Annotated in this window: 11 protein-coding genes; 8 read left to right on the forward strand and 3 right to left on the reverse strand. The window is 74.3% G+C overall.

What is annotated here, in order from left to right; translation table 11 throughout:
• Positions 1–70 precede the first annotated feature (70 nt).
• The 5 genes from NLX94_RS11045 to sucD all read left to right on the forward strand — a co-directional run bounded on the left by NLX94_RS11045 (position 71) and on the right by sucD (position 7,085).
• A complete protein-coding gene (locus NLX94_RS11045) occupies positions 71–1,177 on the forward strand; it encodes an AAA family ATPase (protein ID WP_254382483.1) in 1,107 nt (368 codons plus the stop codon).
• Positions 1,174–3,483 (forward strand): DUF5682 family protein, encoded by a 2,310-nt coding sequence (locus NLX94_RS11050; protein WP_254382484.1) that lies wholly within the window; start codon positions 1,174–1,176, stop codon positions 3,481–3,483. The genes NLX94_RS11045 and NLX94_RS11050 overlap by 4 nt, the downstream gene beginning before the upstream one ends.
• Positions 3,484–3,554: 71 nt before the next feature.
• A complete protein-coding gene (locus NLX94_RS11055) occupies positions 3,555–4,733 on the forward strand; it encodes a VWA domain-containing protein (RefSeq protein WP_254382485.1) in 1,179 nt (392 codons plus the stop codon).
• A 261-nt stretch (positions 4,734–4,994) separates the two neighbouring features.
• The gene (gene sucC, locus NLX94_RS11060) at positions 4,995–6,173 is read left to right on the forward strand and encodes an ADP-forming succinate--CoA ligase subunit beta (protein WP_254382486.1); all 1,179 of its coding nucleotides are present in this window, start codon (positions 4,995–4,997) and stop codon (positions 6,171–6,173) included.
• A 21-nt stretch (positions 6,174–6,194) separates the two neighbouring features.
• Positions 6,195–7,085 carry a succinate--CoA ligase subunit alpha gene (gene sucD / locus NLX94_RS11065; RefSeq protein ID WP_254382487.1) on the forward strand — a complete coding sequence of 297 codons (891 nt, stop codon included), beginning with the start codon at positions 6,195–6,197 and terminating at the stop codon, positions 7,083–7,085.
• 88 nt (positions 7,086–7,173) lie between these two features.
• On the opposite strand, the gene NLX94_RS39595 is transcribed toward sucD, so the two are convergent.
• Positions 7,174–9,699 (reverse strand): helix-turn-helix domain-containing protein, encoded by a 2,526-nt coding sequence (locus NLX94_RS39595; protein WP_374683934.1) that lies wholly within the window; start codon positions 9,697–9,699, stop codon positions 7,174–7,176.
• 306 nt (positions 9,700–10,005) lie between these two features.
• On the opposite strand from NLX94_RS39595, the gene NLX94_RS11075 reads away from it, so the two are divergent.
• Positions 10,006–11,676, forward strand: a complete 1,671-nt coding sequence (locus tag NLX94_RS11075; protein WP_254382488.1) for a DUF6350 family protein — start codon at positions 10,006–10,008, stop codon at positions 11,674–11,676.
• Here the strand turns inward: NLX94_RS11075 and NLX94_RS11080 are convergent, their stop codons facing one another.
• Positions 11,677–12,393, reverse strand: coding sequence for a hypothetical protein (locus NLX94_RS11080; RefSeq protein ID WP_254382489.1), 717 nt, complete (start codon positions 12,391–12,393; stop codon positions 11,677–11,679).
• A 262-nt stretch (positions 12,394–12,655) separates the two neighbouring features.
• On the opposite strand from NLX94_RS11080, the gene purN reads away from it, so the two are divergent.
• Together purN and purH are read left to right on the forward strand one after the other, a co-directional pair.
• A complete protein-coding gene (gene purN / locus NLX94_RS11085; protein ID WP_243333506.1) occupies positions 12,656–13,279 on the forward strand; it encodes a phosphoribosylglycinamide formyltransferase in 624 nt (207 codons plus the stop codon).
• Positions 13,280–13,311: 32 nt separating this feature from the next.
• A complete protein-coding gene (purH, locus tag NLX94_RS11090) occupies positions 13,312–14,892 on the forward strand; it encodes a bifunctional phosphoribosylaminoimidazolecarboxamide formyltransferase/IMP cyclohydrolase (RefSeq protein ID WP_254382490.1) in 1,581 nt (526 codons plus the stop codon).
• A gap of 110 nt (positions 14,893–15,002) precedes the next feature.
• Here the strand turns inward: purH and NLX94_RS11095 are convergent, their stop codons facing one another.
• A complete protein-coding gene (locus NLX94_RS11095; RefSeq protein ID WP_254382491.1) occupies positions 15,003–15,638 on the reverse strand; it encodes a hypothetical protein in 636 nt (211 codons plus the stop codon).
• Positions 15,639–15,790: the final 152 nt, after the last annotated feature.

A 15,790-nucleotide genomic window follows, 5' to 3' on the forward strand; every position in this document is an offset into this window, starting at 1 on the left:
CTGTTGTCAGTGGTCGGGTGCATCGTGGTTCCAGCAGTCGGGAGCGGCTGCGGAGCATTGGAGGGGGACCATGGCCACGACCGGGAACGAGACCACCGCAGAGGCGCTGCGACCGCACGCCGAAGACGCCTTCGCACACGAACTGAAAGCCCTGGCGGCCGCCGACGACCGGCCCCGCCCGGCCCGCTGGAAACTCTCCCCGTGGGCCGTGGCCACGTACCTGCAGGGCGGCACCCTCGAAGACGGCACCGTCATCACGCCCAAGTACGTCGGCCCGCGCCGGATCGTCGAAGTCGCCGTCACCACCCTCGCCACCGACCGCGCGCTGCTGCTCCTCGGCGTGCCCGGCACCGCCAAGACCTGGGTGTCCGAGCACCTGGCCGCGGCCGTCAGCGGAGACTCCACCCTCCTCGTCCAGGGCACCGCCGGCACCCCGGAGGAGGCCATCCGGTACGGCTGGAACTACGCCCGCCTCCTCGCCCACGGACCGAGCCGCGAAGCGCTCGTACCGAGCCCGGTCATGCGGGCCATGGCCGAGGGCATGACGGCCCGCGTCGAGGAGCTCACGCGGATCCCCGCGGACGTCCAGGACACCCTGATCACCGTCCTGTCCGAGAAGACGCTCCCGATACCGGAGCTCGGCCAGGAGGTGCAGGCCGTCCGCGGCTTCAACCTCATCGCCACCGCCAACGACCGCGACCGCGGGGTCAACGAGCTCTCCAGCGCACTGCGCAGGCGCTTCAACACCGTGGTCCTGCCGCTGCCCGCCACCGCCGACGCCGAGGTCGACATCGTCGCCCGCCGCGTCGACCAGATGGGCCGCGCCCTGGACCTGCCCGCGGCCCCGGAGGGCCTGGAGGAGATCCGCCGCGTGGTCACCGTCTTCCGCGAGCTGCGCGGCGGAGTCACCGACGACGGGCGTACGAAGATCAAGTCGCCCAGCAGCACCCTGTCCACGGCCGAGGCCATCTCGGTGGTCACGGGCGGCCTCGCCCTGGCCGCCCACTTCGGGGACGGCGTCCTGCGCCCCTCGGACGTGGCCGCGGGGATCCTCGGGGCCGTCGTCCGGGACCCGGCGGCCGACCAGGTCGTCTGGCAGGAGTACCTGGAGGCCGTGGTCCGCGAGCGGGACGGCTGGAAGGACTTCTACCGGGCCTGCCGGGAGGTGACGGCATGAGCCCGGGGACGGCACGGCGGACCGGGACCCCTGGCACCGCGGGTCCGCTGCTGCTGGGCGTACGGCACCACGGGCCCGGCTCGGCCCGCGCGGTGCGGGCCGCCCTGGACGCGGCGCTGCCGGCGGCGGTGCTGATCGAGGGACCGCCGGAGGGGGACGCCCTGCTCCCGCTGGCCGCGGACCCGGGGATGCGGCCGCCCGTCGCCCTGCTGGCCCATGCGGCCGACGACCCCGGCCGGGCCGCGTTCTGGCCGCTGGCCGGGTTCTCCCCGGAATGGGCCGCCATCCGGTGGGCGCAGGAGCGGGAGGTGCCGGTCCGGTTCATCGACCTCCCGGCCGCGCACTCGCTGGCCGTGCCGGAGGACGGGGAGGAGGCGGCGGACGGCGAGGGGGCGGGGCACGGACCCGGGTCCGTACGGCTGGACCCGCTGGCCGTGCTCGCCGGGACCGCCGGGTACGAGGACCCCGAGCGCTGGTGGGAGGACGTGGTCGAGCACCGAGGCGGGTGCGGACCGGCGGCCGACCCGCTGGGCGTGTTCGAGGCGCTCGGGGAGGCCATGGGCGCCCTGCGCGAGGAGTACGGGGCCGGCGGCCACCACCGGGACCTGGTGCGCGAGGCGTACATGCGGCAGCGGATGCGGGCCGCGCGCCGGGAGTTCGGCGACGCCTACGCGGTGGTCTGCGGGGCCTGGCACGTCCCGGCCCTGCGGGCGAGGACCACCGCGGCGGCGGACAAGGCGCTCCTCGCCGGACTGCCCAAGGTCAAGGTGGAGACCACCTGGGTGCCCTGGACCCACCGGCGCCTCGCCCGGGCCGGAGGCTACGGCGCGGGCATCACCTCGCCCGGCTGGTACGCACACCTCTTCGCGGCCCCGGACCGGCCGGTCGAGCGCTGGCTGACCAAGGTCGCGGGCCTGCTCCGCGACGAGGACCGGCACGTGTCCCCGGCCCACGTCATCGAAACGGTCCGGCTCGCCGACACCCTCGCCGCGATGCGGGGCCGGCCGGTGCCCGGGCTGACGGAAACCCTGGAAGCCGTCCGGGCCGTGATGTGCGACGGCTCCGACATACCGCTCGCGCTGATCGAGGACCGGCTCGTCGTGGGGGACGTGCTCGGCGAAGTCCCCGATGCGGCGCCCGTCGTACCGCTCCAGCGCGACCTGACCCGGCAGCAGCGCTCGCTGCGCCTCAGACCCGAGGCCCAGGACCGGGAGCTGGAGCTCGACCTGCGCAAGGACACCGACGCGGCCAAGTCCCTGCTCCTGCACCGGCTGAGGCTCCTCGGCATCGACTGGGGGCTCCCGACGGCCTCCCGAGGGAGCACCGGCACCTTCCGCGAGACCTGGCGGCTGCGCTGGGAACCGGAACTCGCGGTACGGGTCGCCGAGGCCGGCATCTGGGGGACCACCGTCCCCGGGGCGGCCACCGCCAAGGCCGAGGCCGACGCGGCCGCTGCTGCGGAGCTGGGAGAAGTCACCGCCCTGGCCGAGCGGTGCCTGCTGGCCGGGCTCTCCGAGGCCCTGCCGGCCGTCCTGCGGGCCCTCGCCGACCGGGCCGCACTGGACACCGATGTGGCGGGCCTGGCCGAGGCACTGCCCGCGCTGGCCCGTTCGCTGCGGTACGGGGACGTACGCGGCACCGACGCGGCGGCGCTCGGGACGGTGGCGGCGGGGCTCGCCGAGCGGATATGCGTGGCGCTGCCGCCCGCCTGCGCGGCGGGACTGGACGCCGACGCGGCGGAGGAACTGCGGGGGCACGTGGACGGCGTGCACGGCGCGATCGGGCTGCTCGATGCGGAGGGGCTCCGGGAGCGGTGGTCGGCGGTGCTGCGGACGCTGGCCGGGCGGGACACCGTCCCCGGGCTCCTCCGCGGACGGGCGGCGCGGCTGCTGCTCGACGACGGGCGGCTGGAGCCCGGGGAGACCGCGCGGCTGATGGGGCTCTCGCTTTCACCGGCGAGCGCGCCGGCCGACGCGGCGGGCTGGATCGAGGGGTTCGCGGGCGGGGCCTCGGGCGGCGGGACGCTGCTGGTGCACGACGAGCGGCTGCTCGGGCTGATCGACGGGTGGCTGGTGTCGGTGCCGGAGCGGGCCTTTGTGGATGTGCTGCCGCTCCTGCGGAGGACCTTCGGTGGGTACGAGGCGGGGGTGCGGCGGGCGCTGGGGGAGCTGGTGCGGCGGGGGCCGGGCGGGGCGGGGGCCGCGGTGGCGGCTGCGCCGGGCGGCTTTGGTCCGGAGCTGGACCCCGTCCGGGCGGATGCGGTGGTTCCGCTGGTGCGGCTGCTGTTGGCGGGGGCGCCGGCCTGACCCGGGCCGGGGCCCGGCCCCGGGCCGCGCCCGAGCGGGGCAGCGGCATCGGGCCGCGCGGGGTGGTCGGTATGGCTTCGAGAGCGGGAGGCAAGCAGATGGCTGGTGCGGGAGCGGACGGCGCAGAGCGGTTGCGGCGGTGGCGGATGGTGTTGGGCGGGGGAGAGGGGGAGGGGACCGGGGTGGCGTTGAGCGGGGCCGATGCGGGGATGGATGCCGCGCTCGGGGCGCTCTACGGGGCCGACGGCGGCAGCAAGCGGGCGGGGGAGAGGTCGGCCGGGCTCGGGGGGTCCGCGCCCAACGTGGCGCGGTGGCTCGGGGATGTGCGGACGTACTTTCCCGCCTCCGTCGTGCAGGTCATGCAGCGGGACGCGATCCAGCGGCTCGGGCTGGCCGCGCTGCTCCTGGAGCCCGAGATGCTGGAGGCGGTGGAGCCGGACGTGCACCTGGTCGGCACGCTGCTCTCCCTCAACAAGGCCATGCCCGAGACCACCCGGGAGACCGCCCGCGCCGTCGTCAGGAAGGTGGTGGAGGAACTGGAGAAGCGGCTCGGCAGCCGGACGCGGGCCACGCTGAACGGCGCGCTCGACCGGTCCGCCAGGATCAGCCGGCCGCGGCACGCGGACATCGACTGGGACCGGACCATCCGGGCGAACCTGAAGAACTACCTCCCGGAGTACCGGACCGTCGTTCCCGAGCGGCTGGTCGGCTACGGCCGCGCCGGTCGGGCGGTGAAGAAGGAGGTGGTGCTGTGCATCGACCAGTCGGGGTCCATGGCGGCCTCCGTCGTCTACGCCTCCGTCTTCGGGGCGGTGCTGGCCTCGATGCGTTCGATCGCGACCCGGCTGGTGGTCTTCGACACCGCCGTGGTGGATTTGACCGACCAGCTCGACGATCCCGTCGACGTGCTCTTCGGGACCCAGCTCGGTGGCGGTACGGACATCAACCGCGCGCTGGCCTACTGCCAGTCGAAGATCACCCGGCCCGCCGACACCGTCGTCGTCCTCATCAGTGATCTCTATGAGGGCGGGATACGCGACGAGATGCTGAAGCGGGTCGCGGCGATGAAGGCCGCGGGGGTGGAGTTCGTAACCCTGCTCGCGCTGTCCGACGAGGGCGCGCCCGCCTACGACCGGGACCATGCGGCCGCCCTCGCAGCGCTGGGCGCCCCGGCGTTCGCCTGCACTCCCGACCTGTTTCCGGAGGTGATGGCCGCGGCGCTGGAGAAGCGTCCCCTGCCCGTCCCGTGACGTCCGGTCCTCGGTGGATCGCACGAAGATGCAGTTCAACCGTGAGGCGATCTGTGACAGGTATCACCGCTCAGGTGTGATCTGCGATTTAGGGACCTACGTCCCACGGGGATAACCTGCGGGACGGACATGCCGCGTCCACGGTCACCGTGTGCGCCTTCCTTGTGACAGCGCCGTCACGTTGCCCTCCGCGGCACGCCCACGCAGATAGCAGACAACCGCGAATCACTGCGAATCTTTGAAGACAAGGGACGGACGCGCGTGGACCTGTTCGAGTACCAGGCGAGGGACCTCTTCGCCAAGCACGGTGTACCGGTGCTGGCCGGTGAAGTGATCGACACGCCTGAGGCGGCTCGCGAGGCCACCGAGCGGCTGGGCGGCAAGTCGGTCGTCAAGGCGCAGGTGAAGGTCGGAGGCCGCGGCAAGGCCGGTGGCGTCAAGCTGGCCGCCAACGCGGACGAGGCCGTCGCCCGTGCGACGGACATCCTCGGCATGGACATCAAGGGCCACACGGTCCACAAGGTGATGATCGCCGAGCTGTCCCCGGAGATCGAGGCCGAGTACTACGTCTCGTACCTCCTCGACCGCACCAACCGCACCTTCCTGGCCATGGCCTCGGTGCAGGGCGGCATGGACATCGAGGAAGTCGCGGAGAAGACCCCCGAGGCCCTCGCGAAGGTTCCGGTCAACGCGGTCGACGGTGTCGACATCGCCAAGGCCCGCGAGATCGTGGCCCTGGCGAAGTTCCCGGCCGACGTGGCCGAGGGCGTCGCCGAGGCGATGGTGACCCTGTGGAAGACCTTCGTCGCCGAGGATGCGCTCCTCGTCGAGGTCAACCCGCTGGTCAAGACCAAGGACGGCCGCATCCTGGCCCTCGACGGCAAGGTCTCGCTCGACGAGAACGCCGAGTTCCGTCAGCCGGGCCACGAGGAGTTCGTGGACCACGCTGCCGCGAACCCGCTCGAGGCCGCTGCGAAGGCGAAGAACCTCAACTACGTCAAGCTCGACGGTGAGGTCGGCATCATCGGCAACGGCGCGGGTCTCGTCATGAGCACCCTCGACGTCGTCGCGTACGCCGGCGAGAACCACGGCGGCGTGAAGCCGGCCAACTTCCTGGACATCGGCGGTGGCGCCTCCGCCGCCGTCATGGCCAACGGTCTCGAGATCATCCTCGGCGACCCGGACGTCAAGTCCGTCTTCGTCAACGTCTTCGGTGGCATCACCGCGTGCGACGAGGTAGCCAACGGCATCGTCCAGGCGCTGCAGCTGCTCGCGGACAAGGGCGAAGAGGTCAAGAAGCCCCTCGTCGTCCGCCTCGACGGCAACAACGCCGAGCTGGGTCGCAAGATCCTCTCGGACGCCAACCACCCGCTGGTGCAGCGCGTGGACACCATGGACGGCGCGGCCGACAAGGCCGCCGAGCTCGCGGCTGCGAAGTAAGGGCAGAGGTCACAGACTCACATGGCTATCTTCCTCAACAAGGACAGCAAGGTCATCGTCCAGGGCATGACCGGTGCCACGGGCATGAAGCACACCAAGCTGATGCTGGCTGACGGCACCAACATCGTCGGCGGCGTGAACCCGCGCAAGGCCGGCACCACCGTCGACTTCGACGGCACCGAGGTCCCGGTCTTCGGGACCGTCGAAGAGGCGATGAAGGCGACGGGCGCCAACGTGTCCGTGCTCTTCGTCCCGCCGGCCTTCGCCAAGGCCGCCGTGGTCGAGGCGATCGACGCCGAGATCCCCCTCGCCGTGGTCATCACCGAGGGCATCGCGGTGCACGACTCCGCCGCCTTCTGGGCGTACGCGACCGCCAAGGGCAACAAGACCCGCATCATCGGCCCGAACTGCCCGGGTCTGATCACCCCCGGCCAGTCCAACGCCGGCATCATCCCGGGCGACATCACCAAGCCCGGCCGCATCGGTCTCGTGTCCAAGTCGGGCACGCTGACCTACCAGATGATGTACGAGCTCCGTGACATCGGCTTCTCCTCCGCCGTCGGCATCGGTGGCGACCCGGTCATCGGCACCACGCACATCGACGCCCTCGAGGCGTTCGAGGCGGACCCCGACACCGACCTGATCGTCATGATCGGCGAGATCGGCGGCGACGCCGAGGAGCGTGCGGCGGACTTCATCGCGAAGAACGTCACCAAGCCGGTCGTCGGCTACGTCGCGGGCTTCACCGCCCCCGAGGGCAAGACCATGGGTCACGCCGGAGCCATCGTCTCCGGTTCTTCTGGCACCGCACAGGCCAAGAAGGAGGCCCTCGAGGCCGCGGGCGTGAAGGTCGGCAAGACGCCGACCGAGACCGCGAAGCTGGCGCGCGAGATCCTGAACGCCGCGCAGTAGACAGCGCTCGGCAAACGGGCGTGGCCCGCACCCTGTGAGGGGTGCGGGCCACGCCCGTTTCCGTACGCGGGGGATGCCCGGCGGGCCGCTATTCGAGGCTCGGCGCGATCCGGGAGGGACCGGCCGAGGGATCGGACAGCAGCTTGTCGTGGAGCTGCCGGCCCTCGTCTGTGAGCTGCTGCGGACCGCTGTGCGGGGGGACGCCCGACACGCTCGTGCCGGGCGCGCGCGGAGGCTCGTACTCGGTCGGAGCGGTCACCCAGGTGTAGGCCGTCGCCGCGGTGATGACCGCCGTCACCCCGACCACCGCACGCGTCCACAGCCGGGTGCGGTGCTCTCCGGCGACCCGTACGGCGGCTGCCGCGCGCGGCTCCAGCCGGCCGGGCGGCCGCAGCGAGCCGAGCCGCTCGCGCAGCACGGCGGACTGCTTCGCGGGGGCTACGCCGTCCAGTTCGGGGAGCCGGTCGGTGAGGTCGTCGTGCGCGTTCAGGAGGCGGCTGCCGGCGGTCGGCGTGGACGCCTCGGTCTCGGCGGCGGTGTCGGGGAGGTCCAGCCCGACGCCGTCGTAGAGCAGCACGGTGCGGCGGTGGGCCGGGGGCAGATCGAGCATCGCGTCCAGGAGGATGCGGTCCGCGGGGTCGGCCGGGGGCTTGTCGGGGTGCCGGTGGGAGCGCCGGAACCGGTGCCACGGGGAGAGCGCGTACTCGTACGTGGCCGCGCGCACCCACCCGACCGGATCGGGATCGGTGGCGACCTCGGGCCAGCGCTCCCACGCCTGCTGGAAGGCGCGCTCCACGGCCTCGCAGGCGAGGGCGCGGCGGCCGGTGAGGAGGTAGGCCTGGCGGGCCAGGGCCGGGGCGGTGCGGTCGTAGAGGGCGTCGAAGGCGGACACCGGCGTGGCCGCCGGGGCATCGTCCCCGGCGGGGGCGGTACGGGCCCCCGCGCGGGCGTCCTCGCCGGCCCCCGGGGAGCCGGACCCGGGCGTGTCCCCGGCGGCCTTCCGGGCAGCCTTCCGGCCGGCTTTCGCGGTGCCGGTCCGCGCGGCGGCTTCGGAGCCCGCCCCGGCGGGGCTTTCCGTGCTCGGGGCGGTGCCCGGCCCGGCGGCCTGGCCAGAGCGGGGCCCGGAGTCGGGTCCGGCTCCTGAGCCGATGTCAGGACGCTTGTCCGTGCCGGTGCCGGTGCCGGTGCCGGGGGTGGTGCTCGGTGCGGTGGCCTTGCCGGAGCGGGGCTCGGAGTCGGGGTCGGTGCCTGAGGCGGTGCCAGGGCCCTTGTCCGTGCCCGTGCCCGTGCCGGGGGCGGTTCCAGGTGCGGCGGCCTTGCCGGAGCGGGGCCCGGAGTCGGGTCCGGTGGCTGTGCCGGTGTCAGGGCCCTTGCCGGCGCCCTTGCCGGTGCCGGGGGTGGTGCTCGGTGCGGTGGTCTTGTTGGAGCGGGGCTCGGAGTCGGGACGGGTGCCTGAGGCGGTGTCAGGGCCCTTGCCCGCGCCGGCGCCGCTGCCCGTACCCGTACCCGTGCCGCTGCCAGCGCCAGCGCCCGTACCCGTGCCCGTGCCCGACGGGAGGGGGCCGCTCGGGCGGAGGGCCGCGCGGCCGCCGCCCCCGCCGCCCGCGGCGGCTCCGGCCTTGACCGGGGACTTGGCCTCGTGCCGGGGCATCCCGACCGGGGGCTTCGAGGCGCGCTTGACGGCGGCCTTGGGCCGGGTCTGCGCGCCGACGGGCCGGGTGAGTCCGCGCATCATGCGCAGCCCGAACCGGCCCTCAGGGGTCTCCGCGGCTGACGCCGCGTCCGCATCCGCGGGGGCGGTGTCGGTTGCCGCCCCGGGGTCGTTCGCCGCGCCTTCTGCGGCGCTGCCGAGTCGGCTGCCGGGCGCGCCGCCCGGAGCTGATGCCCCGTCCGCGTCGGCCCCGGCGGGGCCGGTTGCGGCGGACGCCCCGGCGGCGGACGCCCCGGCGCCGGACGCCCCGGCGCCGGACGTCCCGACGGCGGAGGCGCCGGACTGCGTCACCGCGGTGCCGTTGGCCCAGGCGGGCCGGGTCTGCCGTGCGGGCGTACCGGTCCCGGCGGCCGCCGCCCCGGCGTTGTCGGCGCGATCGTGTGCCGGCGTACCGGTGGTGGAGCGGGACCCCGTGCCTTCACCGTGGTCGCGCACGAACGTGCCGGTGGCGGAGCCGGCCCCGGCGCTCTCGGTGCGGTCGCGCGCGGGCGTGCCCGTGCCGGATCTTGCCCCCGCCCCCGCGCCCCCGGCGCCGTCACGCGCGGGCGTACCCGTACCGGCCCCCGCCCCCGCGCCCCCGGCACCCGCCGCAGGGCTGCCGGCCGCCCGGTCCGGGTGCGCCGTGGCCGAGGGGTTCCGGTCGGGGCCGGTCTGGGAACCCGAGCCCTCGGTCCGGGACGTGGGCCCCGAGGGGGCGTCCGCGGACAGGCGGTTCAGGAGCTTGGAGTAGGCCTCCAGCTTGCGGCCCCGGGGGTGGGTGCGGCCGGTCTCCCAGGAGCGGACCGTGTTGGAGGTGACGCCCACCGCCGCCGCGACCTCTTCGTGCGTCAGATCGGCTGCTTCGCGCAGGCGTCGGCGTTCCTTCGGGGTGGGGAGGCCCAGCTCCGTGACGCTTTGTGTCATGCCACACTCCCCGCGACCCGGACGCCCTGAGCGAAAAAGTACATAAACGTATATTGAGCGACACCACGGGCATTCGCCTGTTACCCGCCCATAGCGCGTGTCGTTGGCACCATGGACATGGCGGGTGACCCGATGGAGGTCCGCCCTCCTGAGGCGCCGTCACGCGCCGGACCCGGACCCGCCCACGGGCAACGCCAGGAATCGCAGGTCACGACAGATGCGAAGAGAACTCCCGCGCCGCACGCCGACGATGGCGGGACCCATTGCGTTCCGGGCCGGAGCCCGGGGCATCCGGGGAGGCAACCGGTGACCGAACGCGGACCCTCGTCGCCCCTTCCCCCCAGAGCGGCCATAGGGCGCCGCCGGTCGCCGGCGGCCGCCGCGTGCGTCGTGGGCGGGGCCGTCGCCGCGGTGCTGGGGCTCGGCTTCCTCGCCGTGCTCGTCATCGTGCTGTGGATCAGCTCCCCCTACCCCGACAGCGGCCCCGGCGGCGCCCTGCACCTCGCCGCGGGCCTCTGGCTGCTCGCCCACGGCACCGACCTCGTCCGCTACGAAACCCTCTCCGGGGTGCCCGCCCCCGTCGGCCTGACCCCGCTGCTGCTGGTGGCCCTGCCCGCGCTGCTCATCCGGCGCGCCGCCCGGCTGGGCAGCGCCGCGCAGGAGGACCGGGGCGCGGAGCCGCTGCCCGCGGGCGTGGTGTTCTGCGCCGTGCTCTGCGGCTACCTCGGGGTCGGCGCCCTGGCCGTCGTGTACGCCGCGGCCGGGCCGATGCCCGCCGACCCGCTCAGCGCGGCCCGGCACCTTCCGGTCTTCGCCGCCCTCGCCGCCGCGGGCGGGGTCTGGGAGTCCCGGGGGAGGCCGCTCGGACAGCTGCCCGGCCGGCTCACCCGGCCCCGCTACGCCCTCGCGCTGCGGGCCGGCGCCGGCGGGGTGCTGGTGCTCCTCGCGGGCGGAGCCCTGCTGGCCGGGGCCTCGCTGGCCTGGCACGGGGCGGAGGTGCGGGGCTCCTTCGGGGCGCTGACCGGGGACTGGTCGGGCCGCTTCGCGGTGCTGCTGCTGGCCCTCGCGCTGATCCCGAACGCCGTCGTGTGGGGCGCCTGCTACGCCCTCGGCCCCGGCTTCGCGCTGGGCACCGGCGCCGCCGCGACCCCGCTCGGCTTCGACGGCTCGCCGGCGCTGCCGGGCTTCCCGCTCCTCGCGGGGCTCCCCGTGCAGGGCCCCGGCACGCCGCTGACCTGGGCCGTCGGCGCGGTACCGGTGGTGGCCGGGCTGGCGGTGGGCTGGTTCGCGGTACGCCGGGCGCGCGAGGTCTCGTACGGGGAGACCGCGCTCACGGCGGCCCTGGGCTCCCTGGTATGCGCCCTGGCGACGGCGGCGCTCGCCGCGGCTTCGGCGGGGCCGCTCGGATCCCGGGAGCTGGCCGCCTTCGGCCCCGTGTGGTGGCAGGCGGGCGGAGCGGCCCTGGGCTGGACCCTGGTGCTCGCGGTCCCGCTGGCCGTCGCCGTGCACGCCTGGCGGAACCGGCCCGCGCAGGGCCCGGCCGGGGCGGACTCCGGGGACCGCTGGCACGACAGCGGCGTACGGGAGGTGCGCTGGGCGGCCCTGCGCCGTGCGGCGGGCACGCTGATCCCGGACTTCTCCGGCACGCCGGCGGAGGGCGCCGGGCCGCCCCCGGCCCGGGTTCCGGAGGAAGGCCCCCGGCCGGTGTCCACACCGCCGAAGCGTCCCGTGCTGGTCATGCCCGGCCTCAAGCTGGACCTGACCCCGATCCCGCTCACCGCGCTGCCCGCGCAGCCGCCGCCGGCGACGACCGGCACACCACCGGCCCCGGCCGCGGCCCCGCTCGTCCCGCCGGTGAGCGGAGCCCGCGTACTGGCGCGCCGGAAGCCGCCGGCGCCGCCGAGTACGGAAGCGGCAACGCAAGCGGAAGTGGACTCCGCGCAGCCCGCCGAGCCGGAGGCCGCCCGGATCGACTGACTAGCGCTGGACTTCGAGCATCTTGCCGATGAAGTTGTCCGGCAACAGGTCGTTGCACTGCAGCTCGGCCGGCTTGGTGAGGGCGTCCTGCTTGCAGACGTAGAAGTCCTTGTACGCGAGCTGCACCGCGTACGAGGACAGCGCCAGCAGGATCGCCAGCGAAGCGGTCACCAGGCCGCTCGTCGCCGCCGTCCGCTGGGGCCGGGCGGCTGCGCCCAGCGCCGACAGTCCGCCCTGGGCCGCCGCGGAGCCGGCTCCGGCAGCCGTGTCCGTACCGGCGCCCCGGCCCGTTCCCGTCCCCACGTCCGCAGCCGTGGCGCCGGCGGAACCCGAGGCACCAGAGGCGCCCGAGGCTTCCTGCGCCCCGTCGCCCGAAGGCTTCGCCGGGGTCCCGCGCAGCGCGCTGATCCCCCAGTACAGGGCGAGCGCGCCCAGCAGCAGCCCCATCGACGGGATGCCGAAGACCCCGAAGAAGAAGCCCCACATGCCGGCCAGCAGCGCGTACCGCGCCCGCCGCTGGATCGGGTCCGTCGGGTCCCAGCGCGCCGGTCCCGTCCCGGGGGTGCCGGGCCCCGTGCCCGGCCCCGACCCGGGGTTCTGCTGGTCGCGGCCGTCACTGCCGGCGCGCGGCTCCCAGAGCTGGTCGGGCCGGCCTTCCGGGGGCGCCGCGAAGGGGTTGTCGTCGGTGGGGCGGTCGGGCTGGGGGCGGTCCGGCATCGGGTGTGTTTCATCCCCTGTGTCGTGGACGCCGCTGGGACGTCCGAGGCCTGTTTACGGCGTGTACGCCAGACGCTACCGCCCGCCCGTCCCCCCGTCCCTCGGGGGCCGTCCGGTGTGCCGGTATCGTTGCAGGCGGTCGGAGGCTTCGTAGGGTCCCCCGTATCTCGGGTGCCCGAAGTTTCATGCGATCGCACAAGACGAACGACGCGCCCCCGGTTCACGCCGGGAGGCGCCCCCGCTCGACGAGAAAGGGCCTCCCATGGCCGCCTCCCGCCTGGTCGTGCTGGTCTCCGGATCCGGCACCAACCTCCAGGCCCTGCTCGACGCCATCGACGCCCACCCCGGCGGACCCGAGGGCTTCGGCGCCGAAGTCGTCGCCGTGGGGGCCGACCGCGAGAACATCGCCGGCCTGGAGCGCGCCGAGAAGGCCGGGATCCCCACCTTCGTGTGCCCGGTCAAGGCCTACGCGAGCCGTGCGGAGTGGGACGCCGCCCTGACGGAGGCCACGGACGCGCACGCGCCGGACCTCGTGGTCTCGGCGGGGTTCATGAAGATCGTCGGGCCGGAGTTCATCGGCCGCTTCGGCGGCCGGTTCGTCAACACGCACCCCGCCCTCCTCCCGGCCTTCCCCGGCGCCCACGGCGTACGGGACGCCCTCGCCTACGGCGCGAAGGTCACCGGCTGCACCGTCCACTTCGTGGACGCCGGCGTGGACACCGGTCCGATCATCGCCCAGGGTGTGGTCGAGGTCCGGGACGAAGAGGACGAAGCCGCTCTCCATGAGCGGATCAAGGAAGTCGAGCGCGAGCTGCTCGTCGACGTCGTGGGGCGCCTGGCCCGGCACGGCTACCGCATCGAGGGACGAAAGGTAACAATCCAGTGACCGCCGCAGAGGCCGCAGGGACCGTAGAGACCGTGACCGCAGAGGGCGAGGACCTCGCCGCGTCGAAGCGCCCGATCCGGCGCGCGCTCATCAGCGTCTACGACAAGACGGGACTGGAAGAGCTGGCCCGCGGTCTGCACGAGGCGGGTGTCGCGCTCGTCTCGACCGGCTCCACCGCTTCGAAGATCGCCGCCGCCGGGGTGCCCGTCACCAAGGTCGAGGAGCTGACCGGCTTCCCCGAGTGCCTGGACGGCCGGGTCAAGACCCTGCACCCGCGCGTGCACGCCGGCATCCTGGCGGACCTGCGCCTGGAGGACCACCGCAACCAGCTCGCCGAGCTGGGCGTCGAGCCCTTCGACCTGGTGATCGTCAACCTCTACCCCTTCCTCGCGACCGTGCAGTCGGGCGCCACCGAGGACGAGTGCGTGGAGCAGATCGACATCGGCGGCCCCTCGATGGTCCGCGCCGCCGCCAAGAACCACCCCTCGGTGGCCGTGGTCACCAGCCCGGCGCGCTACGACGCCGTGATCGCCGCGGCCCAGGGCGGCGGCTTCGACCTCACCGCCCGCAAGCGGCTCGCGGCCGAGGCCTTCCAGCACACCGCCGCGTACGACGTGGCCGTGGCCTCCTGGTTCACGAACACCTACGCCCCCGAGCCGGAGGCCGTGCTCCCCGAGTTCCTGGCCGGCGCCTGGGAGCGCAAGTCCACCCTCCGCTACGGCGAGAACCCGCACCAGGCGGCCGCGCTGTACACGGACGGGCAGCCGGGCGGGCTCGCCAACGCCGAGCAGCTGCACGGCAAGGAGATGTCCTACAACAACTACGTGGACACCGACGCGGCCCGCCGCGCCGCCTACGACCACGAAGAGCCCTGCGTCGCGATCATCAAGCACGCCAACCCGTGCGGCATCGCCGTGGGCAAGGACGTCGCCGAGGCCCACCGCAAGGCGCACGCCTGCGACACGGCCTCCGCCTTCGGCGGGGTCATCGCCGTCAACCGCCCGGTGAGCGTCGAGCTCGCCGAGCAGGTCGCGGAGATCTTCACCGAGGTCATCGTGGCCCCCGACTTCGAGCCGGGCGCCGTCGAGGTCCTGGCGAAGAAGAAGAACATCCGCGTCCTGAAGGTCGAGGACGCCCCGCAGCAGGCGGCCGAGCTGAAGCCCGTCTCGGGCGGCGTGCTGCTCCAGCAGAGCGACCTCGTCCAGGCCGAGGGCGACGACCCGGCCACCTGGACCCTCGCCACCGGCGATGCCCTCTCCGCCGACGAGCTCGCCGACCTCGCCTTCGCCTGGAAGGCCTGCCGGGCCGTCAAGTCCAACGCGATCCTGCTCGCCAAGGACGGTGCCTCGGTCGGCGTCGGCATGGGCCAGGTCAACCGCGTGGACTCCGCGAAGCTGGCCGTCGAGCGGGCGGGCGCCGAGCGCGCGCAGGGCTCGTACGCCGCCTCCGACGCCTTCTTCCCCTTCCCGGACGGGCTGGAGATCCTGACGGCCGCCGGCATCAAGGCCGTGGTCCAGCCGGGCGGTTCGATGCGCGACGAGCTGGTGATCGAGGCCGCGAAGGCGGCGGGCGTGACGATGTACCTCACCGGGACCCGTCACTTCTTCCACTGAGCCACCGGGCCTCTGAGCCGACCGGGCCATGTGTACGGCGAAGGCCGCCCACCGCAGCAGTGCGGGGGGCGGCCTTCGCCGTGACCGGGGGCGGGCGGTGCGCCGGAGCGTCAGTACCGGGGGCGGCCGAAGTACGCGCCCGCGGCGGAGTTGGCCAGGCCGATGACGATCCACAGGCCGAGGCCGAGCGAGATCAGCGAGAGCACCATCGAGAACGCGGTGGCACCTGCCGCGGCACCGTGCGCGCTGCTGAGCGTGATGATGTTGCCGATCAGGCCGATGACGGCGAAGAGGGTCTGGATCGAGCCGTAGATGATCCCGGAGACCCGCACGCCGCCGCGGCCCTTGCCCAGCTTGGCGGCGGTCAGGATCGGCCACAGGGAGAGGGCGACCAGGCCGATGCCGAGGATGACGAAGAAGACGCTCAGGGCGGTGGCCGCGTCGCTCGACGAGGAGCTGCCCGAGTCGAACTCGGAGGCGAACAGGGCGCCGATGAGGGCGACGGCCACGCCGCCGAGGGCCGAGAGGATTCCGAGGATCCAGAGGATGACCCGGGCCCCCTTGACCCCGCCCGGCATCGGCACCTGCGCGCCCGGGTAGCCGGGGCCGCCCGGGTAGGCCTGCTGCGGGTAGGCGTAGCCGCCCTGGGCCGGGATGCCCTGGGGGGCCTGCTGGGGGTATCCGTAGGCGGGCTGGCCGCCCTGCGGCTGCTGCGCGTAGGGGTTGTTCGGGTCGCCGTAGCTCATCTGGGGTGTTCCTCCGTGGAAGTGCGGGGACGCACGGCACGCGCGGAGGAGTCACTGCAAATCGTGCGGCCCGCCCCCCGGCACTGCCCGCGGCACTCTTTCCCCGCATCGTCGTCGGGCCGGACCGGGCTTGTCCAGCCGGGACGCCGCGG

Source organism: Streptomyces sp. TBY4 (assembly GCF_024213195.1).
Lineage (GTDB): Bacteria > Actinomycetota > Actinomycetes > Streptomycetales > Streptomycetaceae > Streptomyces.